Source organism: Rhizobium sp. RSm-3 (genome assembly GCF_001854685.1).
Taxonomy (GTDB): domain Bacteria; phylum Pseudomonadota; class Alphaproteobacteria; order Rhizobiales; family Rhizobiaceae; genus Rhizobium; species Rhizobium ecuadorense.
Window position 1 is genome coordinate 1 of the sequence record NZ_MAWZ01000023.1, and the last position, 25897, is coordinate 25897.

Sequence of the window (25897 nt, forward strand, 5' to 3'; positions counted from 1 at the left end):
CCACAAATGGCATCGGAAGCCCTCCCTCCGATGCACTATGACTTGTCAACCATCAACCCGGTTCATTCTGTCAGGGATCTGCCCGGGCTGTACCCGATAACTGCCCCTCACCCTAACCCTCTCCCCGTAAAAAACGGGGAGAGGGGACTTGCCCCGCGAGACGTTGGCGAGGGACGGAGAGATTGCGGCATATCCCCTTCGCCCCGTTTACGGGGGTCCGAAGGACGGGTCGAGACCCGTGGCTCGACCCCGGTCGGTGGCGGCAGCCGGATGAGGGGCCGCCCTCGCCAATCTCCCAGGCCGGGATGTCACGATCCGGAGGCTGTGGGCCAAGCCCACTTTTCGGAAGTAGCTCAGCTGTTCTTCTTGGTCTTTGCCGGCTGGGTGTCGAAGCCGACATTGACGCGCACCAGCGCGCCGGAGCCGACCGGCATCTTGATGCCGTCCTTGCGGAAGATCACCTGGGTGCCCGGGGCGCCGGCCGGGATCTCGGTCGGGAATTTGGTGACCTCGGAATAGAGCACGGTCTCGCCATCGAGGATGGTGACGCGGATCGGCAGGGTCACCGGGCCGGGGGCGCCGGCCGGGCCGGTGATCAGGCGCAGCTGGGCAACGACGGTCATCGTCAGGTTGGTGTCGCTCAGCGAGCACTGGCGGGTGTAATCGCCGAAGGAGGCCTGGAAGACGATCTGCTGCGGATCGTCCTTTTTGCCCTTGGCATAGGTGCGGAAGATCGCATCCTGGTCGCGCATGAAGATCTGCGGGCAGGCGCCCTGGACGACGGGGGCGACGGCGCCCTGTGCCGTCTTGGCGGTGCCGATCGAAGGATTGTTCGAGGATGGGTTGGCGGGTGCCAGCGGCATGATCTGGGCGGTGCCGTTCGGCTGCGCCGGCGCCGCCGCCGACTTGCTGTCGCCGCCGATGCCGAGCGTATCGCAACTGGCGAGCAGGGCAAGAAGAGAAGCGGAGACGATGAGACGCGAGACCTTGCCGAGCACTATGTTCCACCCTTTGCACAAGCGTTTCTTGGAGGCCTCATGTCTTTTCAGTGAGGCCTTTCACGACGGTTTGCGATGGTCTATATCAGCGGCGCAAACAAAAATCGATTGGGTACGCGCCGTTTTGATGCACTTTTCGCCGCCGGATGCGGGCAACTTCAACAAGATGACGGCGATGGTATGGCCGCAAGCGCAACCCCTTCTCGATTCCGGGGCCGGTTTCCGGCAGTGCGGGCCACGGCCCGGCCCGACCGGATTTCCTCCAGCGATAGATCAAGGATGACCAACGTGGACTATATCTCGACCCGCGGCGAGGCCCCTGCCCTCGGCTTTTGCGACGCCCTGCTGACGGGGCTGGCGCGCGACGGCGGGCTCTATGTTCCCCGGGAGTGGCCGCAGTTTTCGAAGAAAGAAATCCGGGCGCTGCGCGGCAAGAGCTACCAGGAAGTCGCCTTCACCATCCTGTCGCCCTTCACCAATGGCGAAATCCCCGAGGCGACCTTCCGGGCGATGATCGACGAGGCCTACGGCACCTTCCGCCATCCGGCGATCGCGCCGCTCGTGCAGACCGGGCCGAACAGCTTCGTCATGGAACTCTTCCACGGCACGACGCTGGCCTTCAAGGACGTGGCGATGCAGCTGCTCGCCCGGCTGATGGATTATGCGCTGGAGAAGCGCGGCGAGCGGGCAACGATCGTCGGCGCCACCTCGGGCGATACCGGCGGGGCTGCGATCGACGCCTTTGCGGGGCGCGAGCGCACCGATATCTTCATTCTCTTCCCGCACGGCAGGGTCTCGCCGGTGCAGCAGCGGCAGATGACGACCTCCAAAGCCGGCAACGTGCATGCGCTCGCCGTCGAGGGCAATTTCGACGATTGCCAGAACCTCGTCAAAGCGATGTTCAACGACGCGGCGTTCCGCGACAAGGTCGGCCTCTCCGGCGTCAACTCGATCAACTGGGCGCGCATCATGGCCCAGATCGTCTATTATTTCACGGCGGCGGTGGCGCTCGGCGGACCGGACCGGAAGATCTCGTTCACCGTGCCCACCGGCAATTTCGGCGATATCTTCGCCGGCTACGGCGCCAAGCGCATGGGCCTGCCGATCGACCGGCTGGTCATCGCCACCAATGAGAACGACATTCTGGAGCGGACGCTGAAGACCGGCCGTTACGACATGAAGGCGGTCAAGGCGACGACTTCGCCGTCGATGGACATCCAGATCTCCTCGAATTTCGAACGGCTGCTGTTCGAAGCCTATGGGCGCGACGCCTCGAAGGTGCGCGCGGCAATGGAAAGCCTCAAACAATCCAACGGCTTCGAGATCGGTCCCGAGGCGCTGAAGGCGATCCGCCGCGACTTCCGCGCCGGGCGCGCCAGCGAAAAACAGGTGGCCGAGACGATCCGCACGACCCATGCCGAGACCGGCTATCTCCTCGATCCGCATTCGGCGATCGGCGTCTTCGTCGCCAGGAAGAAGGAAAAGCCGAATACGCCGATGGTGACGCTTTCAACCGCGCATCCGGCGAAATTCCCGGCCGCCGTAAAATCGGCCTGCGGTATTGACCCGGCGCTTCCGACGTGGCTTGCTGATCTGATGCACAGGGAGGAGCGCTTCCAGATCATCGAACCGGAGCTGAAAGCCGTAGAAACCTTTATCGGCAAACACGCCCGCGGCAAGACGACGGCAGGCGCAGAAAGATAGCCAATGACAGTTGAGTGCACCCGGCTGAAATCCGGGCTGACAGTAGTGACAGAAACCATGCCGCACCTTGAAAGCGTTGCGCTCGGAGTCTGGATCAAATCGGGATCGCGTAACGAGACGGCAGACGAGCACGGCATCGCCCACCTGCTCGAACACATGGCCTTCAAGGGAACGGGACGCCGCTCGGCCCGCCAGATCGCCGAGGAGATCGAGGATGTCGGCGGCGAGGTCAATGCCGCCACCTCGACCGAGACGACCTCCTACTACGCCCGCGTGCTGAAAGACCACGTGCCGCTCGCCGTCGATATCCTTGCCGATATCCTGACGGAATCGGCCTTCGAGGAAGAGGAGCTGGAGCGCGAGAAGCAGGTGATCCTGCAGGAGATCAACGCCGCCAACGACACGCCCGACGATGTGGTGTTCGACCGGTTCTCCGAAGTCGCCTACCGCGACCAGACGCTCGGCCGAGCCATCCTCGGCACGCCGGAGACCGTCGTCTCCTTCACGCCGCAGCAGATCCGCACCTATCTCGGCCGCAACTACACGACCGACCGGATGTTCGTGGTTGCCACCGGCGCCGTCGAGCATGACGAGTTTGTGCGCATGGTCGAGGATCGTTTCGCCAGCCTGCCGAGCGAGCCTTCGGCGCCGCCGGTCATGGAAGCGGCACGTTATATCGGCGGCAGCGTGCGCGAGCCGCGCGACCTGATGGACGCGCAGATCCTGCTCGGTTTCGAAGGCAAGCCCTACCACGCCCGCGATTTCTACTGTTCGCAGATCCTCGCCAACATCCTCGGCGGCGGCATGTCCTCCAGGCTGTTCCAGGAAGTGCGCGAGTTCCGCGGCCTCTGTTATTCGGTCTATGCCTTCCACTGGGGCTTTTCCGACACCGGCATCTTCGGCATTCATGCCGCGACCGGCGGCGAGAACCTGCCGGAGCTGGTGCCCGTCATCATCGACGAGCTGCACAAATCCGCCGATCAGATCCACCAGAAGGAAATCGAGCGCGCCCGCGCCCAGATCCGCGCCCAGTTGCTGATGGGCCAGGAAAGCCCGGCATCGCGCGCCGGCCAGATCGCCAGGCAGATGATGCTTTACGGCCGGCCGATCTCCAATCCGGAGATGATGGAGCGGCTGGAGGGTATCACCATCGAGCGGCTGACGGATCTCGCCGGCCGGCTGTTCTACGACACGGTGCCGACGCTTTCGGCGATCGGGCCGCTGGAGCAGCTCGCACCGATGGAAGACATCACCGCGTCGCTTTCGGTCCCGGCACCGAAGACGATGCAGGCCGGCCGCTGAGCCGGCGTCCGTCCTGCCGGGAGTGATCGATGCCAAAATCGGTGTTTCGGTTTCTGTCACGGCAGCCGGATGCGGTGGAGCTGGAAAACGACAGATATCTCTTACGCCTGCCGCGCTACCAGGATTTCAACCAGTGGCACCGGCTACGGTCCGAAAGCCGCAAGTTCCTGGAACCCTGGGAGCCGACCTGGCGGCGCGACGAGCTGACGGAGGGCGCCTACCGCGCCCGCGTCATCCGCGGCAAGCAGGAATATGCCTCGGGCCAGGCAATCCCGCTGTTCATTTTCCTCAAGGAAAACCACACACTCGTCGGCGGCATCACCATCGGCTATATCAGGCGGGGGGCGGCACAAAGCTGCATGATCGGCTACTGGATGGGCGAACGCCATGCCGGCCAGGGGCATATGTTCGCCGCCCTGCAAATGGTTATTCCTTATATCTTCACCGGGCTTGAGTTGCACCGTATCGAAGCAGCCTGTATTCCAGATAACGCGCGCAGCATCCGCCTGCTTGAAAAGGCCGGGTTTCAGCAGGAAGGCTATCTGCGCGGATATTTGAAGATCAACGGTCAGTGGCACGACCATGTGATGTTTTCACGTCTCGCCACCGATACGGATAAAGGCAGGATAACCGACAGCCGATGACCAGAGACCGCATGCTGCCCAAGTCACCGTCCGGACGAATGATCGCGGTGATCGCAGCCCTTTTCCTGGCAGTCTTCGCCCTGGCGGCGGGCACTGCCCAGGCGGCCGAACCGGTGAAGATTTCCCGTGACGACACGGCGCTCGACCTGACCGCGACGACCGAAATCTATGTCAATCAGGGCGAGGCCTTCCAGGTTTCGACAGCCGCCGGCGCCGACGGCATCCGCCGCCGCATCGAGGTCAGGGCAAGCTCGGAAAACCACCAGGGCGACTGGGCAGTGTTTGCGCTCGCCAATGTCTCGGAGGAACAGCTGGAGCGCGTCATCGTCGCGCCGCATTTCCGCCTGGTCAATTCCAAGCTGTTCTGGCCGGATCTCGGCTCGCAGCGCATCAGCGCGATCACGCCCAGCGAAGGTTTCGCGCTCGACCGGCAGCCGAGCGACGAGGCCGACGTCTTCCGCATCACGCTGAACCCCGGCGCCGTCATCACCTTCGTGGCCGAGCTGTCGACGCCGGAACTGCCGCAGATCTATCTCTGGGAACCGAACGCCTACAAGGACACGATCAACGCCTTCACGCTCTATCGCGGCATCGTGCTCGGCATTGCCGGCCTGCTGGCGGTGTTCCTGACCATCCTCTTCGTCGTCAAGGGCACCTCGATGCTACCGGCGACGGCCGCACTTGCCTGGGCGGTGCTCGGCTATATCTGCGTCGATTTCGGCTTTCTCGGCAAGCTGATCAGCGTCGCCTCGGCCGATCAGCGAATATGGCGCGCCTGCGCTGAAGTGGCGCTCGCCTCGAGTTTCGTCATCTTCCTCTTCACCTATCTGAACCTCAACCGCTGGCATGCGCATCTCGGTTACGCCACGCTCGCCTGGGTGCTCGGCCTGGCGCTGCTCTTCGGCGTGGCGATCTACGATCCGTCGATTGCCGCCGGCATCGCCCGGCTGTCCTTCGCGCTGACGGCGGCGACCGGGCTCTTACTGATCGTCTATCTCGGCTTCAACCGCTACGACCGCGCCATCCTGCTGGTGCCGGCCTGGGCGCTGACGCTCGTCTGGCTGTTCGGTGCCTGGCTGACGGTCACCGGGAGGCTCGACAACGACATCATCCAGCCGGCGCTCGGCGGCGGCCTGGTGCTCATCGTGCTGCTGATCGGCTTCACCGTCATGCAGCACGCCTTTGCCGGCGGCGCCTTCCAGCAGGGGCTGTTTTCCGATCTCGAGCGGCAATCGCTGGCGCTGACCGGTTCCGGCGACATGGTGTGGGATTGGGACGTGGCGCGCGACCGCGTCGTCACCATTCCCGACGTTTCGACCAAGCTCGGCCTATCGCCGGGCACCATGCATGGCGCGGCGCGCAACTGGCTGCCGCGGCTGCACCCGGATGATCGCGACCGCTTCCGCGCCACGCTCGACGTGCTGCTCGAACACCGGCGCGGGCGGCTCAATCACGAATTCCGCATCCGCGCCGAGGACGGGCATTTCCACTGGCTGCTGATCCGCGCCCGGCCGGTGCTCGGCTCGAACGGCGAAATCATCCGCTGCGTCGGCACGATCGTCGACGTGACCGAGCAGAAAAACTCGGTCGAGCGGCTGCTGCAGGATGCGTTGCACGACAATCTGACCGGCCTGCCGAACCGGCAGGTGTTCCTCGACCGGCTGCAGGCGGTGCTGGCGCTGGCGCCGGGCGGCGAGACGCTGCGCCCCACCGTGATGGTGATCGACATCGACCGCTACAAGTTGGTCAACGATGCGCTCGGGGTTGCGGCCGGCGACAATATCCTCATCGCGCTGACCCGGCGCCTGCGCCGGCTGCTGAAGCCGCAGGACACGCTGGCGCGGCTGGCCGGCGACCAGTTCGGCCTCATCCTGGTGTCCGAGCACAATCCGGCCAAGGTCGCCGATTTCGCCGATGCGATCAGCAAGGCGATCATGGTGCCGATCAATTTCGCCAATCGCGAGATTATCCTGACGGCCTCGACAGGCCTCGCCTCCTGGGTGGACCGGCAGGAGAGCGCCACCGGCCTGCTCAGCGACGCCGAGCTTGCCATGTACCGGGCAAAACGGGCCGGCGGCAACCGTGTCGAGCCGTTCCAGCCGGCCTTCCGCGACTTCGGCACCGACCGGCTGCAGCTCGAAACCGACCTGCGTCGCGCCATCGAACGCAAGGAATTGTCGATGGTCTACCAGCCGATCGCCCGGCTTGAAGATGTCGAGGTCGCCGGCTTCGAGGCGCTGATGCGCTGGGAACATCCCAAACGCGGCAATATCCCGCCATCCGAATTCATCCCGATCGCCGAGGCCTCCGATCTCATCGGTCCGCTCGGCATGTTCGCGCTGGAGCAGGCGACCAACGATCTGATGAGCTGGCAGAATCAGACCGGCGAATTGCCGATCTTCGTGTCGATCAATCTGTCGAGCGTGCAACTGCTCAACAACGAGCTTTATGACGACGTGCGCTCGGTTCTCGCCAAGACGCATTGCGCCCCCGCGCGCCTGAAGCTGGAACTGACCGAGTCCATGGTGATGGAAAACCCGGAACAGGCCCGGCTCGTGCTGCAGAAGCTGAAGGAAGCCGGCATCGGCCTGGCGCTCGACGATTTCGGCACCGGCTATTCCTCGCTCGCCTACCTCACCCGCTTCCCCTTCGACATGATCAAGCTCGACAAGGCCCTGGTGCGCGACGGCAGCGACAAGAAGGCGACCGTGCTCAGATCGGTCATCGCAATGGCGCGCGAACTTGAAATGAAGGTGGTGGCCGAGGGGATCGAATCCAACGAGGATGCGATCGAGCTCGCCAAGATGGGCTGCAGCTACGGGCAGAGCTATCTGTTCGGCCCGCCGATCGCCTCGGAATCGGTGCTTCGGCTGCTGCGGGAACGGTTTCCGCTGACCAAGCGGGCGTGAGCAATCCCATCGGCAACAACGATGCACGGACATACACTATAGAGTGCGGAAATAGCCCGTGCTTGGCTGCGTATCCAGATGGCACGCGATGCTCGCCCAAGTGCCATCGGCAACCAGGCTCTCGACATGTGCGGCATGCCTCACCTGGCTTTCCCAAACTTCTACAAGTGTGTACCGGCAGGGGTCTTCGAGGTCCTGCATGACAGAGACACCTCGGCAACCGGATATCTTTGGAAGGTCAACCTTGACTGCTTCCATAATATTCTGGAAGGCGGAAAGACTTGCGGCCAAAGCCTTGAACTGCACGATGACGTTGACTGACATTTTGGCATCCGTAATTGAATTGAACATAGCATTCTATTACGGCCGGGAGGACAACTCGCACAGACCTCTTCCTGCCAAAAGAGTACCCGATCCTGCGATTGCGCCTTTGCGCTAGAGTTTGTTAGCCTGCGACAAAAGTGCTTGCATGTTCTGGACATACGCGCGCGGAGGAATGCCAAATAGCTCTTTGAAATCCCTAGAGAAATGAGCGTCACTGGCATAGCCTGCTTCCTCCGCCGCCCTGGAAACGGTAGCAGCCGTATTCAGCAGCAGCAGACGTGCCTGCTCGAGACGAACCTGTGCGCGATAGCGCATAGGTGACACCCCGAAACACGAGCGAAACCTATGGGCAAAATGCGACGGGCTCATTGCGACTTTCGCGGCGATATCTGCGACGGTCAGCCGCGAGTTGGCACCTTCTTCGATGAAGCGCATCGCTCTGACAAGTTTCACGTCTTCGCTCGTGATGGACGCTCGAAGAATACCGGCAGCCTCTGAGCGCAGCAACCTGTAGCAAATCTCGCTCAGGCAGGAAGGTGCCAACATCAGACAGTCGGCCGGGTCATCGAGCGCGCGGATCAAGCGCAGCAGCGGAGTGGCAAGATTCGGTGTCAGAACATCGCAAAAAGCCGGCAACATCATCTCTGTTTTCGGCGGCGAATATCCGGTTTCAGCAAATTCGATCAGCGTCTTTGCCACCAGTTCCGGCGGCAACTGCAGTTTGAGCGCAATGTAAGGCACATCCTCGGACCCATGCACGACGGCATCATAAGGCCGTTCGCCGTGCAGGACTAGAAATCGACTTTCGTCGTTAACGAGACAGTTGTTCTCGACTGAGATCGCCTTTGCGCCAGATGCAGCGATCGCCAGTGATGTGCCGGTGTTTCGTCCCCGATAATAAGGAGCCGACTGGCTGAACTTGACGACCCACACCTTGGGTAGAGGGGTGAGCGTTACGCCTTCACCTTTCGCCAGATTGCGCACCGCCTGCAGGCACGCATCAACGTCTGGCTGGGCGGGAGGAACTAAGGCATGAGTTGTCGATTGCACTGGGAAATTCCTGAGGCCTTTGCGAAAACCAGGATCGCGCTGGCTGTATAGGTTGGATCAAAGGCCTTTTACAGTCGGGAAATTCAGGATTACCGAGGCCGTTGCCGATTGTCTGAACATACGAAAGGGGTTTCCGCTGACCAAGCGGCCTGAGCCGCCGGTCTCAGCGCTGGATGGGAACGCTTAAGCCCACCTTCACCCGATCCATCGCGACGAATGTGCGGAAGCGTTTGACGTTGTTATTGCCGAAGAACAGCCGCCGCGTCAGCGCCTCGTAGTCGGCCATTGTGGGGACGACGATGACCAGAATGAAATCCGCCTCGCCGGTGACGTAGTAGCACTGCTGGATTTCAGGCGCGGCCGCGAACTGGCTTTTTGCCTGTTCGATCTGTTTTGCCGTTTCGCTGATCACCTCCACCTCCACGAAGATGGTGATCGATTGCCCGAGCGCTGCAGGGTCGAGAACGGCGACGTTTGCCCGGATGACCCCATCCTCCGTCATTCGTTTGATCCGGCGTTGGACGGCCGGCGCCGACAGGCCGACGGCTTCGCCGATCGTGCGTTGCGGCGTGGTATTGTCCCTCTGCAGGATCGCGAGGATCTTGTGGTCGAACGCATCCAGGGGGGATTTTACCGGCCGGCTCAAAACGGGGCTCCAACGAAACAAAATTGCAAATCGAGCCGCGAAATACAGCGCCTTTTTCATCTCACCTGCAATATGTTTTAGCCGAACAACCGAAATGAGGCGCGCATGTTTCTGCTGAACAGCAATTCCGACTACCGTCAGCCGCTCGACCCGCGGGACGCCGAAACTCTCGGTTTGGAAGCCGCAGATGCCGTCGAGCGCCACCTGACATTCCGGGAAAACCATGCGGAAACGCCTCTCGTTACTCTGCCGGCGCTGGCGGCCGAGATCGGTGTCGGCGCGATCCACATCAAGGATGAAGGCCACCGGCTCGGTCTCGGAAGCTTCAAGGCGCTTGGCGGCGCCTATGCGGTGATCCGGCTTGTACTCGACGAAGCGGCAAACAGGCTCGGCCGCGCCGTCGATGTCTCGGAATTGCATTCTTCGCAGGTTCGAGAGGTCGCCGAGACGATGACCGTCGCCTGCGCCACCGACGGCAATCACGGCCGGTCGGTGGCGCAGGGCGCGCAGCTTGTGGGGGCTCGGGCGGCGATTTTCGTGCATGCCGGCGTCAGCGACGAACGCGTCGCCGCCATCGCCTGCTTCGGCGCGGAGATGATCCGTGTGGACGGGACCTATGACGATTCCGTCCGCGAGGCGGCGCGCATGGCCGAGGAAAAAGGCTGGACCATCGTGTCGGACACTTCATGGGCGGGTTATGAGCGCATTCCCGGGCTGGTGATGCAGGGCTACACCGCCCTTGTCCGGGAAGCGATCAGGGCTTTGCCGCAGCCGCCCACCCATGTCTTCATCCAGGCAGGCGTCGGCGGGATCGCTGCGACTGTCGCAGGTCACATGGCCATCGCCTTCGGCGAGGAACGCCCGACCTTCACAGTCGTCGATCCCGCCCGTGCCGCCTGCCTGTTCGAAACGGCGCGGGCCGGACATCTGGTGACCGTTGCCCATGGCGCGCCGACGGTTATGGCGATGCTCGAATGTTACCAACCCTCGCTCGTCGCCTGGCGTATTCTCTCCCGCGTCGCCGACGCATTCATGACGGTGGATGAAGACGAGGCGATCTCAGTGATGAAGCGGCTTGCCGATCCGGCTGGAAACGACCCGGCGATTGTCGCCGGCGAAAGCGGCGGCGTCGGGCTTGCCGGGCTGATCCGCGCCGTCGGCGATCCCGCGATCAGGCAAGCACTGTCACTCGACAGCCATTCGCGCATCTTTCTGGTGAACACCGAAGGCGCGACCGATCCCGGCAAATATCAAGAGATCGTCGGGCGATCACCGGGCGCGGTCGCCCGGAAAGACAGGACTGGAGCTTCAGCATGAGCCATCGTTCGATCGATCCGGCGCGTCTGCTTGGACGCATCGCCGAGCTCGGCGCGATCGGCCGCGATGCGGAGGGAAGGCTTGTCCGCTTGGCGGCGTCCGATACCGAAAAGCTTGGGCGCGATCGGTTCGTCTCCTGGCTCGAGGACGCCGGGCTGGAGGTTGCCGTCGACCACATCGGCAATATCTTCGGCATCTGGAATGGCCCGGGCCGGGAGGAAAAGCCGATCATGATCGGCTCCCACATCGACACGGTGATCAATGCCGGCATCTATGACGGATGTTATGGCGTGCTGGCCGGCCTCGAAGTGATCCAGACGCTGAAAGACGAAGGGTTCGAGCCGTCGCGCCCCATCGTGGTTGCCGCCTTCACCAATGAGGAAGGGGTGCGCTATGCGCCCGATATGATGGGTTCGCTTGTCTATTCCGGCGGCCTCGATATCACCACGGCGCTGAAGACGGTGGGCACGGACGGCACGCTGCTCGGCGACGAACTGGCGCGGATCGGCTATGCCGGCACCCATGCGCCCGGCTTCATGACGCCGCACGCCTATGTCGAACTGCATATCGAGCAGGGTCCTGTTCTCGAGAGCGAGGGTCTATCGGTCGGCGCGGTCGAGAACCTGCAGGGCATTTCCTGGCAGAGGGTGACCATCGACGGCGATGCCAACCATGCCGGCACGACACCGATCTCGATGCGCCGGGACGCCGGATACGCGGCGGCTCGCGTCATCACCTTTCTGCGTGACCGCGCGAAGGCATCGAATACGCCCACTGTCGCGACCGTCGGCTGCATCACTTTTGAGCCGAACGCCATCAATGTCATTCCCTCTCGCGCGACCTTCACCGTCGATCTTCGCGATCCGGACGAAGACCGCCTCAAGGAAGAGGAAATCGCGCTCGCCGCATTCCTCGAGCGGCTGGCGGCGGACGAAAAGGTTGACCTATCCGTCGAACGGCTGGCGCGGTTCGAGCCGGTCACGTTCGATCAGGCGATCGTTCGGCTGATCGAGGCTGCCGCCAGGGATCGCGGCCTGGCATGCAGGCGCATGACATCGGGTGCCGGCCATGACGCCCAGATGATCGCCCGCATCGCGCCAAGCGCGATGATCTTCGTGCCGAGCCGCGGCGGCATCAGTCACAATCCGAAGGAATTTACCGCAGATACTGATCTTGTCGCCGGGGCGAATATCCTCCTCGACGTCATCTGCGGGCTTGCAACAGGGGAACTGCCGAAATGAGCGTCGACAGCCGGATGCTGGAACAGGACATGACCGCCTGGAGGCGCGACCTTCACCGCCACCCCGAATTCGGCTTCGACGAGAAGCGGACGGCCGCCTTCGTCGCCCAAAAACTGCGGGAGTTCGGGCTCGACGAGGTTGTCGAAGGCGTCGGCGGCACCGGGGTTGTCGGAACGCTCCGGCGCGGCGGCGGCAACCGTTCCATCGCGCTGCGCGCCGATATGGATGCGCTGAGGATTACCGAACAGGCCGATCGGCCCTATCGGTCGGAGACCGAAGGCGTGATGCATGCCTGCGGCCATGACGGCCATACGGCCATGCTGCTTGGCGCCGCCAGGATGCTGGCGGAGGACGGCGATTTCGACGGCACGGTCCGGTTCATCTTTCAGCCTGCCGAGGAGTGGGGCAAAGGCGCCCTGGCAATGCTCGGCGATGGCCTGATGACGCGTTTTCCCTTCGACGAGATCTATGGCCTGCACAACATGCCGGGTCTTCCGGTCGGCGTCTTCCAGACCCGCGCCGGCGCAATCATGTCGGCTGAGGACAATTTCGAGATCGTGCTCAAGGGCGTCGGCGGACACGCCGCGCGTCCACACTCCGGCAACGAAGTCCTGGTCGCCGCCTGCGCATTGGTGACGAACCTGCAGACGATCGTTTCCCGCCGGCTCGATCCGGCCGACATCGGCGTCGTCTCGGTGACCGAACTTCTGACCGACGGCACCCGCAACGCTTTGCCCGGGCTGGCGCGCATCCTGGGCGATGCCCGCAGCTTCCGCCCCGAGGTCAGCGCGGCGATCGAGACGCAGATGCGCCTGATCGCCGAGGGGACGGCGCTCGCCCACAATGTCTCGGCCGAGGTGAATTATACCCGGGAATTCATCCCCCTGCTCAATGATGCCGCCCTGGTCGAGGAAGCCTTTGCCGCAGCCCGCAGCGTCTTCCCGTCCGAGAACGTCAAGCTCCGGCGCGAGCCGATGACCGGATCGGAAGACTTCGCGCGTTTCCTCGACCATGTCCCCGGCTGCTTCGTCTTCCTCGGCAATGGCAAAAATTCCGCGCCGCTTCACAATCCGAATTACGATTTCAACGATGACGGACTGATCCATGGCGCCAACTTCCACGCGAGCATCGTCCGCAGGCGGCTGAGCGCAGGCTGAGGAGCCATCACGCGCGAGCTTCTACGCCCGAACGCAAGCGTTGGCCGTTAGTTGTCGGTTCGTGCGCGTCCTCTTTACTAATCATGATGTATTGGTCGAGTCATTCGCGCCGGTATAGCCACGCTGCGCCGCCGCACGCGACAAAAGGCTGCGCTATTGAATCGATTGCAACAACGTCCATTGTTTGGACTGCTCGCGAACCCTTTTGGGGCAACGTTTCGACTCATGGAGCTGAGCGGAGATCATCTGCGGCTCACGCGACGGGGATTGACCACTTCGGTATCCTTGGAAGCAATATCTTCCGCACCACTCGTTCGGAGGGGAGCGCTTGGTGCGACGATGACCGTCAATGCTACGGAGCGCGACGACATCGTCATTCGCGGCACAAGGTACTCTGATGCACAGGCATTTGCTGAAGAGGTCAAAACCGCCTGGATCGAGTTCAACCTCTCGGCGCTTGATCGCGAAGCAGATCGCTTGCGCAGACTTCACACCGCGATTGCCAAATTGACCGAGCCAGCTCGCTATCCGGCTGCCTGCGAGATTGCGCCCCTTTTGAGCGATGCGAAGGCCCTCGAGGGCTCGCTACTATCGAAGCTGCAGCCAGATGCTATTGGATCCGAGGCCGCTGAGCGCGTAGCGCTTGTCAGAATGTTCGTTGCTGATCCCGGCGCAATGAGAGCGAACGCAATCGCCGCCTTTCTCACTGCCGAGCTCGAACGCTGGAGGGATTTCTTCGACACTATCGAGAGCAAACCGCTGACGCCGGAACAGCGCCTGTCCGTTGTCGTAGACGAGGACGCTACTCTGGTGCTGGCCGGTGCCGGATCGGGAAAAACCAGTGTGATCACTGCCAAGGCTGCCTATCTCGTCAAGGCCGGGATCCGCCAGCCGGACGAAATCCTGCTCTTGGCATTTGCAAAGAACGCCGCAGAGGAGATGTCAGAACGGGTCGAAGCGCGCTCAGGGGTGCCGATCGTGGCGCGAACTTTCCACGCGATTGCCTATGACATCATCGGGTTAGTCGAGGGGTCGAAGCCGGCGCTGGCCGATCACGCCACTGATGAGCTTGCCTTCACCAACTTGATCAAGCAGATCCTGAAGGATCTCGTTCACACACTGTCCGAAGTGTCCGGGGCAATCATCCGGTGGTTCGCGCACTTTCTGGTCGAGCCAAAGACCGAATGGGATTTCAAAACAAAGCACGATTTTTACAGCCATATGGAGAAGCAGGATCTACGCACGCTACAAGGCGAAAAGGTCAAGAGCTACGAAGAACTGCAAATCGCCAATTGGCTTTACGAAAACGGCATCGAGTACGAGTACGAACCCGATTACAAGCACAAAATACCTGAGACCGGACGCCGGGATTATTGCCCCGACTTTCGTCTGACCGAAAGCGGCATCTATATCGAGCACTTTGGTGTGCGGCGTCAGAAAATGCCTGATGGCAGCGAGCGGCTGCTCACAGCCCCCTTTATCAATCGTGATGAGTATCTGGCAGGCATGGAATGGAAGCGCCAGGTTCACGCCGAGCATCAAACCACGCTCGTCGAAACCTACAGCTACGAGCGACAGGAGAGGCGTCTGCTCAGCAGTCTGGCAGAGAAATTGGCACCCTTTGTGACGTTCAATCCTCGCCCCGCCGACACGGTCTTTGATCGCGTTGTTGAATTGAAGCAGGTTGACACTTTCTCGCAACTGCTCGGGACATTCCTGCGTAAATTCAAGAGGGGTGGCTACAGCCTCGGCGACTGTGACGCCAAGTCCGAGCGATTGAAGTTGGGTGAGCGCGCGAAGGCGTTCCTTGCTGTGTTTGCACCTGTTTTCGCAGAATATCAGAAGCGGCTCGGTGGAAGGATCGATTTCGAAGACATGATCCTACGAGCCGCTCGGTACGCGGAAACTGGCCAATATGTAAGCCCGTTCCGCCACATCCTCGTGGACGAGTTTCAGGATATATCCCAGAGCCGTGCCCGGCTGGTGAAGGCATTGAAAGCTCAGCATTCGGACGTTCGCATCTTTGCCGTAGGTGACGACTGGCAATCGATCTTCCGCTTTGCCGGATCAGACATCCACCTGATGCGCTACTTCGGCGATGAATTTGGCGGAAATTTCGGCGGGGAAACCGGAGTCCACAGGACGGTCGATCTTGGTCGCACCTTCCGATCGATCGACCAGATCGCATTCGCGGCCAGAACGTTTGTGCTGAAGAACCCGGCCCAGATCTCCAAGCAGATCGTTCCGGCGGGGAATGCAACTGAGCCCGCCATCAGGATTGTGATGACGCCAAAGAATGAGGATGAAAAGAAGCTCCGCGAGGTTCTTGCGGGGATGTCCGCCAAGCTTGGGCCCACAAATACGGCGAGCGTGTTACTGCTTGGGCGGTATCGCTTTCTCGAGCCTGAGATGAGGGACCTGCAGCGCGGGTTTCCCCGGTTGCGTCTCAGTTTCAAGACGATCCATGCATCGAAGGGCCTTGAGGCAGATCATGTGGTCCTGTTGAACGCAGACAGCGGTCGGATGGGATTTCCTTCCGAGACTGTCGATGACCCCTTGCTTGCCCTGGTATCGCCGGAGGAAGAGCTGTTCGAAAATGCTGAAGAGCGGCGGGTGATGTACGTCGCCATGACAAGGGCCCGTCACACGTTGACCATCCTTGCCTCGAATTCGAGGCCGTCCTCTTTTGTCACCGAACTCAACAAGGATCCCGAATATGCCATCGCGGCGACGTCTGGCACCGAACAGGCTGCGCACGAGTGCGGTGAGTGCGGTGGGCGGCTATTGGACGTGCGGGGCCAGGATAGTCGAACTTGGTACCGCTGCGAACATGCCGAGCACTGCGGAAATCTGCTACCTGCCTGCTCGTCCTGCGGGGCTGGCCTTCCGCGTCGTCTGGACGGATCGGCAGAGACTAGGTGTACCTGCGCTGCCAGTTATCCGGCATGTCCGGAATGCAAGGATGGATGGCTGCTTGAACGATCCGGGCGCTATGGGCGTTTCCTGAGCTGCGCTCGCTATCCTACCTGCACCGGAAAGGCTAGGATTTCGGACAGTGTGGCGGGTGGCGGGCCAACAAAGTCAAAGCGTTAGCGCTCGTTCAGCGAGCGACTTGGACGATGTACCATCTCCGAGCGCAGCAAGCGGTGCCCCTCGCATGCGTTGAACGGCGCCCGTCTGGCGACTGCGCCTTTCCCTTCCAATGATGGCCATTGACCTGCGGCTCGCGATGTGCGCCTCTCATGGCTTGCACAAGGAAAATCCCATGCTCAAATTTCTGCTCACCCTGTCCTTGGGTGTTTTTTGCGTCGCGCCGCTTCAGGCCGGCGAACTCGCTCCCGCCACCAAGAGCTGCCTGACGGGAGAAAAACAGGGACACTGCGAGCGCTGGGTCAAGGATTACAAGACGGCCATGGAGCAGGCGCAGAAGGGCGATCATGGCGCCCAGGTGACCGTCGCCTTCTGCCTGTCCACAGGGTGCCATGGCGCCGTTCCCATCGACAAGGTCGCCTCCTGCAGCTGGCACCTGGTGATTGCCAATTCCGGTGCTGCGACCGTGCTCGACAGTTCCAATCTCAGGATCACATGCCGGACGATGACGCCGGCGGAGAAAGACCAGGCCCGCGCCTTGTCCGCCGACCTCGTCCGGAAGATCTACAAGCGCCCCATGAACACGACCGACCAGATGTAGTTCTGTTTGGCAAGCTTGGGTGATGAGGTTGCGTGATGGCTTGAGTAATCGGCGCGCGTGTTTCACTTGATTTTTCGCCTCCCGAACGCAAACCCACTGCGCAGTTTTGCTGCAATTGGCTTATGCCCTTAAGCTTATATTCACCGACTGCTGGTCTTGTGTTGCCTGCAATGAAGATCGTCATCGCGATGCGGGGAAATTGCCGCCTTCGATGACGATCCGCAGGGCGCGCGGTGATATCTCCGTCCGCCCCTTCGGGATGAGCCCGCCGAAATTCCAAATCGCCTGGTTTCGAAGACAGAACGCGTGCCTGACCGCACGCATGCATGGCGCGCCTCACCCCCATTCAGCGTCGCCGGCCTTCCTCGATGACCTCGCACATCCGAAGAGAATTCATCAGCCGACGTGAAGGGCTTGAAGATGATCAGAACCGTTTCAGCGAAACTCATCCTTGCGACCGGCACTGCGATCGCAGGCGTCCTGATCGCTTACACCGCCTTCAATGCGGTCAGTGCCAAGAACAATACCGAGCGCGAAGTCATGGCGCTCGCCACCGAAAAGGCGGCCATGGTCAGCCAGCAGGTGGCGACCAACATCACCGAGGCGACCTCGGCCGGTGCGGCGCTCGCCGCAAGCCTCTCCGGTTTCGTCGAGGGCGGATCGAAAAGCCGGGCCGACATCGTTGCGATGATCAAAACAGTGGCGCCGCAATATCCGAGCGTGTTCGGCGCCTGGATGTGCGAGCTGATCGACGGTCCCCACCCGACAACCGGCACCGACGCCTTGAACAAGGAAGGCATTTTCACGCCCTATTGGACCAAGGGCGACGACGGCAAGATGGAATTCTCGACATGGACCATCAAGCCTGAGGACGAATATTACAGCGCGCCCCTGAAGACCGGGCAGCCGATCATCACCTCCCCCTATCTCACCAACATGAAAAAGCTGGTCACCTCGGTTTCCGTGCCGATGCGGGTGAACGGCGCTGTCGTCGGCCTCGCCGGCGTCGACATCAAGCTCGACGATCTCACCGCGGCGCTGACCGAGATGCATCCCTTCGACGGCGGGCGGGTCATGCTGATTGCCAATGACGGCAAGTGGCTTGCCCATCCCGACAAAGACAATCTGATGAAGGACTATGCCGATGCCGGCGCCGGCGATGTCAAGCAGGCGCTCGCCGATGGCAAGATGCGGGTGATCTCGGGCTTGCCTGACGGCGCCGTGCGCCTCGTCTATCCCTTCACCGCCCGCGGCATGAACACCACCTGGGCCGCGGTCCTGGACGTGCCGGCCGCCACCTTCTCGGCGCCGGTCTGGCAGCAGATCTACAACACCGTCATCGGCGGCCTTGTCATTCTGGCGGTCATGCTCGGCGTCATCCTGACGGCAAGCCGCGTCCTCATCGGCAAGCCGCTGCAGGGCATTCTGAGCGCCGTCCAGAAAATGGCGGGCGGCAATTATCGCGAGCCGATCGACCAGAATGGCAGCGCCGACGAACTCGGCAGCCTGAAGGGCGCGCTCGAAAAGTTCCGCCATCAACTCGCCCGCGGCGAGGCGCTCAAGGACGAGCAGGAGGCGCTTCAGGCCCAGGTCGAGACCGACCGCAAACGCCAGGGCGACCTCGAACAGGCCAAGGCGGAGGATCTGCGCCATTTCGTCGAAGTCGTGCAGAGCCGCTTCGACCTTCTGGCTTCGGGCGATCTCACCGTGCGCATGAACGAGAAGGTGGCGCCTGAGTTCGAGACGATCCGGGCAAACTTCAATACGTCGGTGTCCGCTCTTGAGGACACGATCCGCAACGTCGTCCATGCCGTCTACACCATCCGCTCCGGCCTCGGCGAGATTTCGACGGCGTCGAACGATCTGGCGCGGCGCACGGAACAGCAGGCCGCCTCGCTCGAGGAAACTGTCGCCGCCCTGGGTGACGTCACCCGCGGCGTCAACGACACCTCAGACGGGGCAAACAGCGCACAGCAGACGATGAAACTTGCCCGGACCGATGCCGAAAAGGGCGGTGAGGTCGTTGCCCGCGCGATCGAGGCGATGACCGAAATCCAGAACTCCTCCGGCAAGATCGGCAATATCATCCGGGTGATCGATGAAATCGCCTTCCAGACCAACCTGCTCGCGCTCAATGCCGGCGTCGAGGCAGCGCGTGCCGGTGAAGCCGGCAAGGGCTTTGCCGTCGTCGCCCAGGAGGTCAGGGAACTGGCGCAGCGTTCCGCCCAAGCCGCGAAAGAAATCAGCGGGCTGATCTCGATGTCGTCGTCGCAGGTCCAGACCGGCGTCAACCTGGTCGAGGAGACCGGTGTCGCGCTCTCCAAGATCGTCGACCGTGTCGTCGGCATGAGCGACACGGTCAATGAAATCGCCACCAGCGCGCAGGCGCAGGCAACCAGCCTGCGGGAGGTCTCGGCCGCCGCCGACCTGATGGACAAGGTCACCCAGCAGAACGCCGCGATGGTCGAAGAGACGACGGCCGCCGCACAAGGGCTTGCCCAGGAAACCGAGAACCTCGCAGCCGTCGTCGGCCGCTTCGGCCTCGGCGGCGCCATGTCGCGCGGCGGACAAGCGGCAGGCGCGATGAAGCTGGCGAGCTGATCCCACCCGCACGCAGCAACGTCTGCGTGAAAATAAATCCCATTGCCCTCCCGGCTTTCGCGGCTATTCTGCCGGCACAGAAAATCGGGAGGACACTGATGATCCTGCACTGCGTATTCCTGCGGCTGAAGACCGCGGTGACCGGAGACGAGAAGCAATCGCTGTTTGCGGCGATCGTCGCCCTGAAGCAGGTCATTCCCGGCATCCTGGATATCAAATACGGGCCGAATGTTTCGCCCGAGGGTCTGCATGGCGGCTTCGTCGACGGTTTTGCCGTGACCTTCGAAAGCCCCGAGGCCCGCGACGCCTATCTCATCCATCCCGAGCACGTGACCGTCGGCGAGCGCATCGTCTCGTCGACCGACGGAGGCCTGGCCGGCATCCTGGTCTTCGACCTCAATGTTTGAGGCTGCGGGAGCAAACCTGCAGCCTCTTGCTCCTCAGCTCGATTTCGCCATGGCGGCGGCGAGTTGGTCGACATTGTAGCGGAACATCTTCTCATAGGTCGGCGCCGGTCCCTTGGCGTCGGAGAGGGACTCGACATAGAGCTCGCCGCCGGGCTCCGCACCCGTTGCCTTGGCGACCTGTTTGACCAGGCGGGGATCGTTGGAATTCTCGAAGAAATAGGCCTTCACATGCTCGCCCTTGATCTGCTCGATCAGCTTGGCGACGTCGGCGGCGGATGCCTCGCTTTCGGTGGAGAGGCCGAGCGGCGCCAGGAAGGTGACATTATATTCGCGGCCGAAATAGCCGAAGGCATCATGGCTGGTCAGCACCTTGCGGCGGTCGTCGGCGACCTTGTCGAATTTCGCATGGGCGTAGGCGTTCAATTCGTCCAGCTTCCTGGTGTAGTTCTCGGCATTGGCCTTGAAGGCAGCGGCATCGGCGGGATCGGCCGATGACAGCGCCTTTTCGATGTTGGCGACCCAGATCTTGACGTTGACGGGGCTGTTCCAGACATGCGGATCGGTGATCTCCGCGCCGTCCTCTTCCATGGTGCTGACGTCGATGCCTTCGGAGACGGTCACCGGCTTGCCCTTATAACCCGAGGCGGTGATCAGGCGGTCCATCCAGCCTTCCAGCCCTTCGCCGCTGACGAAGGTCACCTCAGCCGCGTTCAGATTCTTGGCGTCAACAGGCGACGGCTCGAATTCATGGGGGTCGCCGTTCGGCCCGACGAGGCTCTTCACATCGACGTGGTCGCCGCCGACTTGTTTGACGACGTCGGCAAGCACGGTGAAGGAGGCCACGACCTTCAGCGTCTCGGCGGAGGCCGGCACGGCCGACAGCGCCATCAAAGCGGGGATTGCGGCGGAAAGAAGCAGTCTGTGCGGTGTCATCGAAGTCTCCTTGGGATCAGCCCTTCAGATGCGGGCGGGGAAAGAAGCGCCGGGCGATGCCCGAGGGCGCGAAAAGGATAGAGAAGGCGTAAATCAGCGCCGCCGTCATGATGATCGTCGGGCCGGAGGCAAGTTCCAGATGGTAGGAGGCGATCAGGCCGAGATAACCGGAGGCAGCGGCACTTGCGGCCGCGATCGCCATCATCACGGCCAGGCTGCGCGACCAGAGCTGGGCGACGGCTGCCGGCAGCATCATCAGGCCGACCGCCATCAGCGTGCCGAGCGCCTGGAAGCTGGCGACGAGGTTCAAGACCACGAGCAGCAGGAAGAGGACGTGATAGACCGGCCCGCGCCCGCCGACGGCGCGCAGGAAGCCGGGATCGAAACATTCGGCCACCAGCGGCCGGTAGATTAAGGCGAGGACGACAAGGGTCAGCGAGGTGATGGCGCCGATCAGATAAAGCGCCGAAGCATCGATCGCCAGAATGGTGCCGAAGAGTACGTGCAGCAGATCGATATTCGAGCCGCGCAGCGAGACGATCAGCACGCCGAGCGCCAGCGATGCGAGATAGAAGCTGGCAAAGCTCGCATCCTCCTGCAGCACGGTCATGCGGCTGACGGCGCCCGACAGCAGCGCCACCGACAGGCCGGCGACAAGGCCGCCAAGCCCCATCGCCGTCAGCGACAGCGAGCCGGCGACGAGATAACCGATCGCCGCCCCCGGCAGCACGGCATGGCTCATGGCGTCGCCCATCAGGCTCATGCGCCGGAGCATCAGGAAGACGCCGATCGGCCCGGAGCCGAGCCCGAGGCAGAGGCAGGCGACGAGCGCCCGGCGCATGAAGCCGAAATCGGCAAAGGGCGCGAGGAAGAGATCGTAGACCGTCATGCCGCCGGCACCTGTTCGGGGCCGCAAGCCTCGGCATCCTCGTCCCAGCGCTCGGCCATGGCGCGGGCTTTCAGTAGATTGGCCGACGACATGACGTCGGCGGTCGGCCCCCATCCCACCAGCTCGCGGGCAAGCAGCAGGGTCTCGGGGAAATGCGCCCGCACGAGCTCGAAATCATGCAGCACGGCAATGACGGTGCGGCCCTCGCCATGCCAGCGGGTGACGATATCGATGAGATCCTTGGTGGTGCGGGCATCGATTGCGGTAAACGGCTCGTCGAGCAGGATGATGCCGGCATCCTGCAGCAGCAGGCGGGCAAAGAGCACACGCTGGAACTGCCCGGCCGACAGCGATCCGACATGGCGCTTTCCGAAACCTTCAAGGCCGACCGCAGACAGCGCCTCGCCTGCCCTTTTAATCTCACCGGGCGCGATGCGGCCGAAAGCGCCTGCCGTCTTCCAGGCGCCGAGCATGACGGTGTCGATGACCGAGATCGGAAAGCGCCGGTCGATCTCGGCCGCCTGCGGGAGGTAGCCGAACTCCGCCCGTCCCAGCCGGTGCTCGACCCGGCCCTCGGCCGGTCGAAGCTCCCCCATGATCGCCTTCAACAGCGTCGACTTACCCGCCCCGTTCGGCCCGGCAATCGCCGTCAGGCTGCCTCTGGCAAAGGCGCCGGAGACATGGTGGATGGCGGGGTGCCGGTTATAGGCGACCGTCAGATTGTCGATACGGATCACCGGCGTCATGGCAGCAGAATCGCCCAATGGATCGCCAGCCAAAGCACGCCAACGGCCAACGAGATGCCGATCACCCTTGAAAGAGCCGACTGTCCCAGCAGGCTGACGGAGGGACGGTCGGGGCTGGGGGGCATTGGCTGGTCCTACAATGTAATAACATTACGGTTATGTTATAACGATTGCGGCGAGATTGAGGCGGAGCTTCTTGGCGAGATTGTTATTGCGGGGATAGGAGGTGCGGCCATTTGACAGCCAAGTGCTTCGGAGCGAGACTTATCGGATGATCAGATCTTGGCACCTCATTGTTGACCATATCCGCAGCGTGCGGGAAAATTCGGCCGACGAGAAGTTTTCCTCTGCCTTGCGGGGCGTTGAGCGGCTTGCCGATTTCATCGCTCATAATTCGCTTCGACACGCACTGTTTGGATGGACATCAATGGCTGATCTGTGCGTCCAACAAACCGGGCACGCCGCGCCCTCGGTCGCCCATCTACGGATTTCAGCGCAAGCATCGGGCCTGATCGAATTCCGCTATATCGATACGCATGTGGAAGGCAGGCAATGGACGCGGACGGAACCGCCAGAACGAGCCGTTCACAGGTTCACGACCTTCTTAGACCAACTTCATTGGGTTTCCGGTCCCGTGACAATTTTTTCGGAGCCGCAAATTGGCGAGTTCACGGGATAAGCGGAGCGCCCAAGGTCAGGCCTGAGCGTGAAGCGCGGTAAGGAGTGCAATCGACGGAGGCGCAACGCACCCCTATCGGCCAAACATCGCTGTCTTGCTCCAAGAGCCACCCCACCCTCCGTCCTCCTCGGGCTTGACCCGAGGATCCACTCTACCCGCGATCACACCGGGCGTGGATCCCAGGCTCGGAGGCCTGGGATGACGGAGATTGGGGCGCGATTCTGGCAAACTCACCGTCGGCGTGCGCCCCTCATCCGGCTGCCGCCACCACCGGGGTCGAGCCACGGGTCTCGACCCGTCCTTCGGACCCCCGTAAACGGGGCGAAGGGGGCAAGCTGCGACCTCTCCGTCCTTCGCCAACGTCTCGCGAGGCACGTCCCCTCGCCCCGTCAAAACGGGGAGAGGGTTAGGGTGAGGGGCAGCCCCGCCCGATACCTATCGAAAACTCACAGCAGTTCCAGCATCGCGGCGGCACCGGAAACCGTTGCCTGGCCGGGGCTTTCCTCGACGTTCAAGGCTTTGACCACGCCGTCTTCCACCAGCATCGAATAGCGCTTGGAGCGCAGGCCGAGGCCGCCGGCGGAGAGGTCGGCTTCGAGGCCGGCGGCCTTGGTGAAGGCGGCATCCCAATCGGCGAGGAAGTGGATCTTGCCCATGCCGCCTGAGGATTGCGCCCAGGCGCCCATGACGTGCCAGTCGTTGACTGATATGACGGCGATATCGTCGACACCCTTGCCGAGGATGGTGTCGCGATTTTCGAGATAACCCGGCAGATGGTTCAGCGAGCAGGTGGGCGTGAAGGCGCCCGGCACGGCGAAGAGCACAACGCGCTTGCCGGAGAAGAGCTGTTCGGTGGTGATTTCGACCGGGCCGTCGGCGGTCTTTTCCTTGAAGGTGGCGGCAGGAAGCTTGTCGCCGATCGCGATGGTCATGGTTTTCTCCTTGATTCCGGCTTGTTGGGAATTCCGGCTTGTTGGGTTTTGGCCTTGGCAGCGGCGGGCGCCGCGGGGGTCGAGGCGACTATAGGTCCCGGTCACTCAAAGGCAAGCGTGGTCTCCATCGCCTTGCCGCCATCGATGACGAGCACACCCCAGCGTTTGCCGGATAAGTCGTAATCCCCAGGCAGCTTGCCGATGGCGACATCGGTCTTGAAGGTGGCGCCGTCGCGTTTGCCGCCGATCTGCTTGGTGAAGGCATAGCCACTCGGGCCGGTGACGATGATATCGGGGGCGCCCTTGCCCTCCTCAGGCAAAACCAGCGTCAGCGACAGCGTCTTGCGATCGGGCGACATCGCATGCGCGGTCACGCCGAATTCGGCCGATGGCGGCTGCGGCAGCGTCGCATCGGCCGCCGCAAGGATCGCCTCCTCCTGTGGGTGGGACTGGATGGCCGGGCCGAGTTTCAGCTGAAAATTCGCCTGGAAGGGAATGCAGATATCCTTGCAGATGCCGATGAAGGCGACGGCGTCGATCTCAACCGGGGCTTTGCCTGCCGCCTTCAGCGACAGCGGCAGCGTCACCGGCGCGTCATAGGCGATATCCTCGACCGCGCCGTTGAAGAAATGTTTCGGGACGGGATAGGCCATCGCATCGAGCGTGACGCCACTGCCAGCCGCGATGGTGAACTGGGGCGGAATGCCGCTGTTTCCGGGCTCTTTCCAATAGGTGATCCAGCCGGGTTTCGGCTCGATCTGCAGCGCGGCGCGGATTTTGCCGGCGGCATCGGGCGCCAGCGCCACCAGGCGCATGCGGCCGCCTTCGTTCTCCGCCCAGGCGCTCATTTCCGCGTGAGCCGAACAATGGGCGGCAAGGGCTGCACCCATCGAGATGACCGCCATGAAAAGTCGGCGTGGTACTGAGGAAATAATCATCATGGAACAACGGTTTACCGAAACGGAGGTTTCGCCGCCAGAAGTCACGACGATTTAAATCTTCATTTTTGGTTGATTGATGTGTGACATTGGCCCATGTTTCTCTTGTCAAGGCCTCAATGCGGTTGGCAGCAGGAGGAACGATGTCCTTATCGACGCTGAAGAACAGACGGGAACGTGGCTTCTTCGATGGCCAGTTCCTCATCGCCATGCCCGGCATCGAGGACCGCAATTTTGCGCGCACGGTGATTTATATCTGCGCTCACTCGGATGCCGGCGCCATGGGCTTCGTCATCAACCGCCCGCAAAGCCTGACCTTCACGGATGTGCTGCTGCATCTCGACATGATCAAGCAGGAAGATCAGATCGTGCTGCCGCAGCGGGCGCGCGATTTCCCGATCCAGACCGGCGGCCCGGTGGAAAGCGGCCGCGGCTTCGTGCTGCATTCGGACGATTATTCCAGCGACTCCTCGATCCCGGTCAGCGACGACATCTGCCTGACGGCGACGCTCGACATCGTGCGCGCCATCTCCAAGGGCGATGGCCCGACGCGCGCGACGATGCTGCTCGGCTATTCCTCTTGGGGCGCCGGCCAGCTCGAAAACGAGGTCGTCAACAATGGCTGGCTCACCTGCCCGGCCAATGAGGAACTGATCTTCGATCGCAGCCTCGACGACAAATACGAGCGGGCGCTCGCCGGCATGGGTGTCACCGCCGCCATGCTTTCGGCCGAAGCAGGGCATGCCTGACAAAGCTGGCCTGACAAAGCTGGAACGAATTTCGCCGGCT

The 25897-nt window shown here is 62.2% G+C and carries 22 protein-coding genes; 13 read left to right on the top strand and 9 right to left on the bottom strand.

The annotated features are described in order from the left end of the window. Nucleotides 1-353: 353 nt before the first annotated feature. Nucleotides 354-1001, bottom strand: coding sequence for a hypothetical protein (locus tag BBJ66_RS18805; RefSeq protein ID WP_190238090.1), 648 nt, complete (start codon nt 999-1001; stop codon nt 354-356). 276 nt (nt 1002-1277) lie between these two features. On the opposite strand from BBJ66_RS18805, the gene thrC reads away from it, so the two are divergent. From thrC to BBJ66_RS18830, 4 genes are read left to right on the top strand one after another with little or no spacing between them, the layout of a single operon-like run. After that, nucleotides 1278-2702 carry a threonine synthase gene (gene thrC / locus BBJ66_RS18815; protein ID WP_071088860.1) on the top strand — a complete coding sequence of 475 codons (1425 nt, stop codon included), beginning with the start codon at nt 1278-1280 and terminating at the stop codon, nt 2700-2702. A gap of 3 nt (nt 2703-2705) precedes the next feature. Then, nucleotides 2706-4004, top strand: coding sequence for a M16 family metallopeptidase (locus tag BBJ66_RS18820; protein WP_071088861.1), 1299 nt, complete (start codon nt 2706-2708; stop codon nt 4002-4004). A 29-nt stretch (nt 4005-4033) separates the two neighbouring features. Next, entirely contained in the window at nt 4034-4648 is a 615-nt protein-coding gene (locus BBJ66_RS18825) for a GNAT family N-acetyltransferase (protein ID WP_049730858.1), read from the top strand. After that, on the top strand, nt 4645-7557 hold the full coding sequence (locus BBJ66_RS18830; RefSeq protein ID WP_049730857.1) for a sensor domain-containing phosphodiesterase: 2913 nt from the start codon (nt 4645-4647) through the stop codon (nt 7555-7557). The genes BBJ66_RS18825 and BBJ66_RS18830 overlap by 4 nt, the downstream gene beginning before the upstream one ends. A gap of 36 nt (nt 7558-7593) precedes the next feature. Here the strand turns inward: BBJ66_RS18830 and BBJ66_RS18835 are convergent, their stop codons facing one another. The 3 genes from BBJ66_RS18835 to BBJ66_RS18845 form a co-directional block, all read right to left on the bottom strand. After that, nucleotides 7594-7881 carry a putative quinol monooxygenase gene (locus BBJ66_RS18835; RefSeq protein WP_071088862.1) on the bottom strand — a complete coding sequence of 96 codons (288 nt, stop codon included), beginning with the start codon at nt 7879-7881 and terminating at the stop codon, nt 7594-7596. A gap of 111 nt (nt 7882-7992) precedes the next feature. Further along, nucleotides 7993-8931 carry a helix-turn-helix domain-containing protein gene (locus tag BBJ66_RS18840; protein WP_071088864.1) on the bottom strand — a complete coding sequence of 313 codons (939 nt, stop codon included), beginning with the start codon at nt 8929-8931 and terminating at the stop codon, nt 7993-7995. A gap of 163 nt (nt 8932-9094) precedes the next feature. Next, a complete protein-coding gene (locus BBJ66_RS18845) occupies nt 9095-9577 on the bottom strand; it encodes an Lrp/AsnC family transcriptional regulator (RefSeq protein WP_071088866.1) in 483 nt (160 codons plus the stop codon). A gap of 105 nt (nt 9578-9682) precedes the next feature. On the opposite strand from BBJ66_RS18845, the gene BBJ66_RS18850 reads away from it, so the two are divergent. The 7 genes from BBJ66_RS18850 to BBJ66_RS18880 all read left to right on the top strand — a co-directional run bounded on the left by BBJ66_RS18850 (nt 9683) and on the right by BBJ66_RS18880 (nt 19991). Next, entirely contained in the window at nt 9683-10894 is a 1212-nt protein-coding gene (locus BBJ66_RS18850; RefSeq protein ID WP_071088869.1) for a diaminopropionate ammonia-lyase, read from the top strand. Then, nucleotides 10891-12135, top strand: coding sequence for a Zn-dependent hydrolase (locus BBJ66_RS18855; protein ID WP_071088871.1), 1245 nt, complete (start codon nt 10891-10893; stop codon nt 12133-12135). Before BBJ66_RS18850 ends, BBJ66_RS18855 begins: the two co-directional genes overlap by 4 nt. Then, the gene (locus tag BBJ66_RS18860; protein WP_071088873.1) at nt 12132-13292 is read left to right on the top strand and encodes a M20 aminoacylase family protein; all 1161 of its coding nucleotides are present in this window, start codon (nt 12132-12134) and stop codon (nt 13290-13292) included. Before BBJ66_RS18855 ends, BBJ66_RS18860 begins: the two co-directional genes overlap by 4 nt. 225 nt (nt 13293-13517) lie before the next feature. Then, nucleotides 13518-16385 (top strand): UvrD-helicase domain-containing protein, encoded by a 2868-nt coding sequence (locus BBJ66_RS18865; RefSeq protein WP_083335585.1) that lies wholly within the window; start codon nt 13518-13520, stop codon nt 16383-16385. A gap of 172 nt (nt 16386-16557) precedes the next feature. Beyond that, the gene (locus BBJ66_RS18870) at nt 16558-16983 is read left to right on the top strand and encodes a hypothetical protein (protein ID WP_049730850.1); all 426 of its coding nucleotides are present in this window, start codon (nt 16558-16560) and stop codon (nt 16981-16983) included. A 420-nt stretch (nt 16984-17403) separates the two neighbouring features. After that, a complete protein-coding gene (locus BBJ66_RS18875) occupies nt 17404-19584 on the top strand; it encodes a methyl-accepting chemotaxis protein (RefSeq protein ID WP_071088877.1) in 2181 nt (726 codons plus the stop codon). 98 nt (nt 19585-19682) lie between these two features. After that, complete coding sequence (locus BBJ66_RS18880) at nt 19683-19991, top strand: Dabb family protein (RefSeq protein ID WP_071088879.1); 309 nt, start codon at nt 19683-19685, stop codon at nt 19989-19991. A 33-nt stretch (nt 19992-20024) separates the two neighbouring features. Here the strand turns inward: BBJ66_RS18880 and BBJ66_RS18885 are convergent, their stop codons facing one another. From BBJ66_RS18885 to BBJ66_RS18895, 3 genes are read right to left on the bottom strand one after another with little or no spacing between them, the layout of a single operon-like run. Next, nucleotides 20025-20924 (bottom strand): metal ABC transporter solute-binding protein, Zn/Mn family, encoded by a 900-nt coding sequence (locus BBJ66_RS18885; RefSeq protein WP_071088881.1) that lies wholly within the window; start codon nt 20922-20924, stop codon nt 20025-20027. A gap of 16 nt (nt 20925-20940) precedes the next feature. Beyond that, the gene (locus tag BBJ66_RS18890) at nt 20941-21813 is read right to left on the bottom strand and encodes a metal ABC transporter permease (RefSeq protein ID WP_071088883.1); all 873 of its coding nucleotides are present in this window, start codon (nt 21811-21813) and stop codon (nt 20941-20943) included. After that, nucleotides 21810-22559 carry a metal ABC transporter ATP-binding protein gene (locus BBJ66_RS18895; RefSeq protein WP_071088916.1) on the bottom strand — a complete coding sequence of 250 codons (750 nt, stop codon included), beginning with the start codon at nt 22557-22559 and terminating at the stop codon, nt 21810-21812. Before BBJ66_RS18895 ends, BBJ66_RS18890 begins: the two co-directional genes overlap by 4 nt. A gap of 271 nt (nt 22560-22830) precedes the next feature. Here BBJ66_RS18895 and BBJ66_RS18900 point away from each other — a divergent pair, with 271 nt between their 5' ends. Beyond that, nucleotides 22831-23238: a hypothetical protein gene (locus tag BBJ66_RS18900; RefSeq protein ID WP_071088884.1), complete on the top strand. Its 408-nt coding sequence runs from the start codon at nt 22831-22833 to the stop codon at nt 23236-23238. A 446-nt stretch (nt 23239-23684) separates the two neighbouring features. Here BBJ66_RS18900 and BBJ66_RS18905 read toward each other — a convergent pair whose 3' ends face one another. Beyond that, complete coding sequence (locus tag BBJ66_RS18905; RefSeq protein WP_049730843.1) at nt 23685-24170, bottom strand: peroxiredoxin; 486 nt, start codon at nt 24168-24170, stop codon at nt 23685-23687. Nucleotides 24171-24271: 101 nt separating this feature from the next. After that, entirely contained in the window at nt 24272-25111 is an 840-nt protein-coding gene (locus tag BBJ66_RS18910; RefSeq protein WP_071088886.1) for a protein-disulfide reductase DsbD domain-containing protein, read from the bottom strand. Between the two features lie 140 nt (nt 25112-25251). Between BBJ66_RS18910 and BBJ66_RS18915 the strand changes: the two genes are divergently transcribed. After that, nucleotides 25252-25857, top strand: coding sequence for a YqgE/AlgH family protein (locus tag BBJ66_RS18915; protein WP_012556819.1), 606 nt, complete (start codon nt 25252-25254; stop codon nt 25855-25857). Nucleotides 25858-25897: the final 40 nt, after the last annotated feature.

Bases quoted from the DNA above. Each gene is read 5' to 3' on its own strand.
- BBJ66_RS18870 (WP_049730850.1), top strand. From the start codon at position 16,558: ATGCTCAAATTTCTGCTCACCCTGTCCTTGGGTGTTTTTTGCGTCGCG.
- BBJ66_RS18855 (WP_071088871.1), top strand. From the start codon at position 10,891: ATGAGCCATCGTTCGATCGATCCGGCGCGTCTGCTTGGACGCATCGCC.
- BBJ66_RS18900 (WP_071088884.1), top strand. From the start codon at position 22,831: ATGATCAGATCTTGGCACCTCATTGTTGACCATATCCGCAGCGTGCGG.
- BBJ66_RS18830 (WP_049730857.1), top strand. From the start codon at position 4,645: ATGACCAGAGACCGCATGCTGCCCAAGTCACCGTCCGGACGAATGATC.
- BBJ66_RS18885 (WP_071088881.1), bottom strand. From the start codon at position 20,924: ATGACACCGCACAGACTGCTTCTTTCCGCCGCAATCCCCGCTTTGATG.
- BBJ66_RS18880 (WP_071088879.1), top strand. From the start codon at position 19,683: ATGATCCTGCACTGCGTATTCCTGCGGCTGAAGACCGCGGTGACCGGA.
- BBJ66_RS18850 (WP_071088869.1), top strand. From the start codon at position 9,683: ATGTTTCTGCTGAACAGCAATTCCGACTACCGTCAGCCGCTCGACCCG.
- BBJ66_RS18915 (WP_012556819.1), top strand. From the start codon at position 25,252: ATGTCCTTATCGACGCTGAAGAACAGACGGGAACGTGGCTTCTTCGAT.
- BBJ66_RS18890 (WP_071088883.1), bottom strand. From the start codon at position 21,813: ATGACGGTCTACGATCTCTTCCTCGCGCCCTTTGCCGATTTCGGCTTC.
- thrC (WP_071088860.1), top strand. From the start codon at position 1,278: ATGACCAACGTGGACTATATCTCGACCCGCGGCGAGGCCCCTGCCCTC.
- BBJ66_RS18895 (WP_071088916.1), bottom strand. From the start codon at position 22,559: ATGACGCCGGTGATCCGTATCGACAATCTGACGGTCGCCTATAACCGG.
- BBJ66_RS18875 (WP_071088877.1), top strand. From the start codon at position 17,404: ATGATCAGAACCGTTTCAGCGAAACTCATCCTTGCGACCGGCACTGCG.
- BBJ66_RS18825 (WP_049730858.1), top strand. From the start codon at position 4,034: ATGCCAAAATCGGTGTTTCGGTTTCTGTCACGGCAGCCGGATGCGGTG.
- BBJ66_RS18910 (WP_071088886.1), bottom strand. From the start codon at position 25,111: ATGATGATTATTTCCTCAGTACCACGCCGACTTTTCATGGCGGTCATC.
- BBJ66_RS18905 (WP_049730843.1), bottom strand. From the start codon at position 24,170: ATGACCATCGCGATCGGCGACAAGCTTCCTGCCGCCACCTTCAAGGAA.
- BBJ66_RS18835 (WP_071088862.1), bottom strand. From the start codon at position 7,881: ATGTCAGTCAACGTCATCGTGCAGTTCAAGGCTTTGGCCGCAAGTCTT.
- BBJ66_RS18860 (WP_071088873.1), top strand. From the start codon at position 12,132: ATGAGCGTCGACAGCCGGATGCTGGAACAGGACATGACCGCCTGGAGG.
- BBJ66_RS18820 (WP_071088861.1), top strand. From the start codon at position 2,706: ATGACAGTTGAGTGCACCCGGCTGAAATCCGGGCTGACAGTAGTGACA.
- BBJ66_RS18865 (WP_083335585.1), top strand. From the start codon at position 13,518: ATGGAGCTGAGCGGAGATCATCTGCGGCTCACGCGACGGGGATTGACC.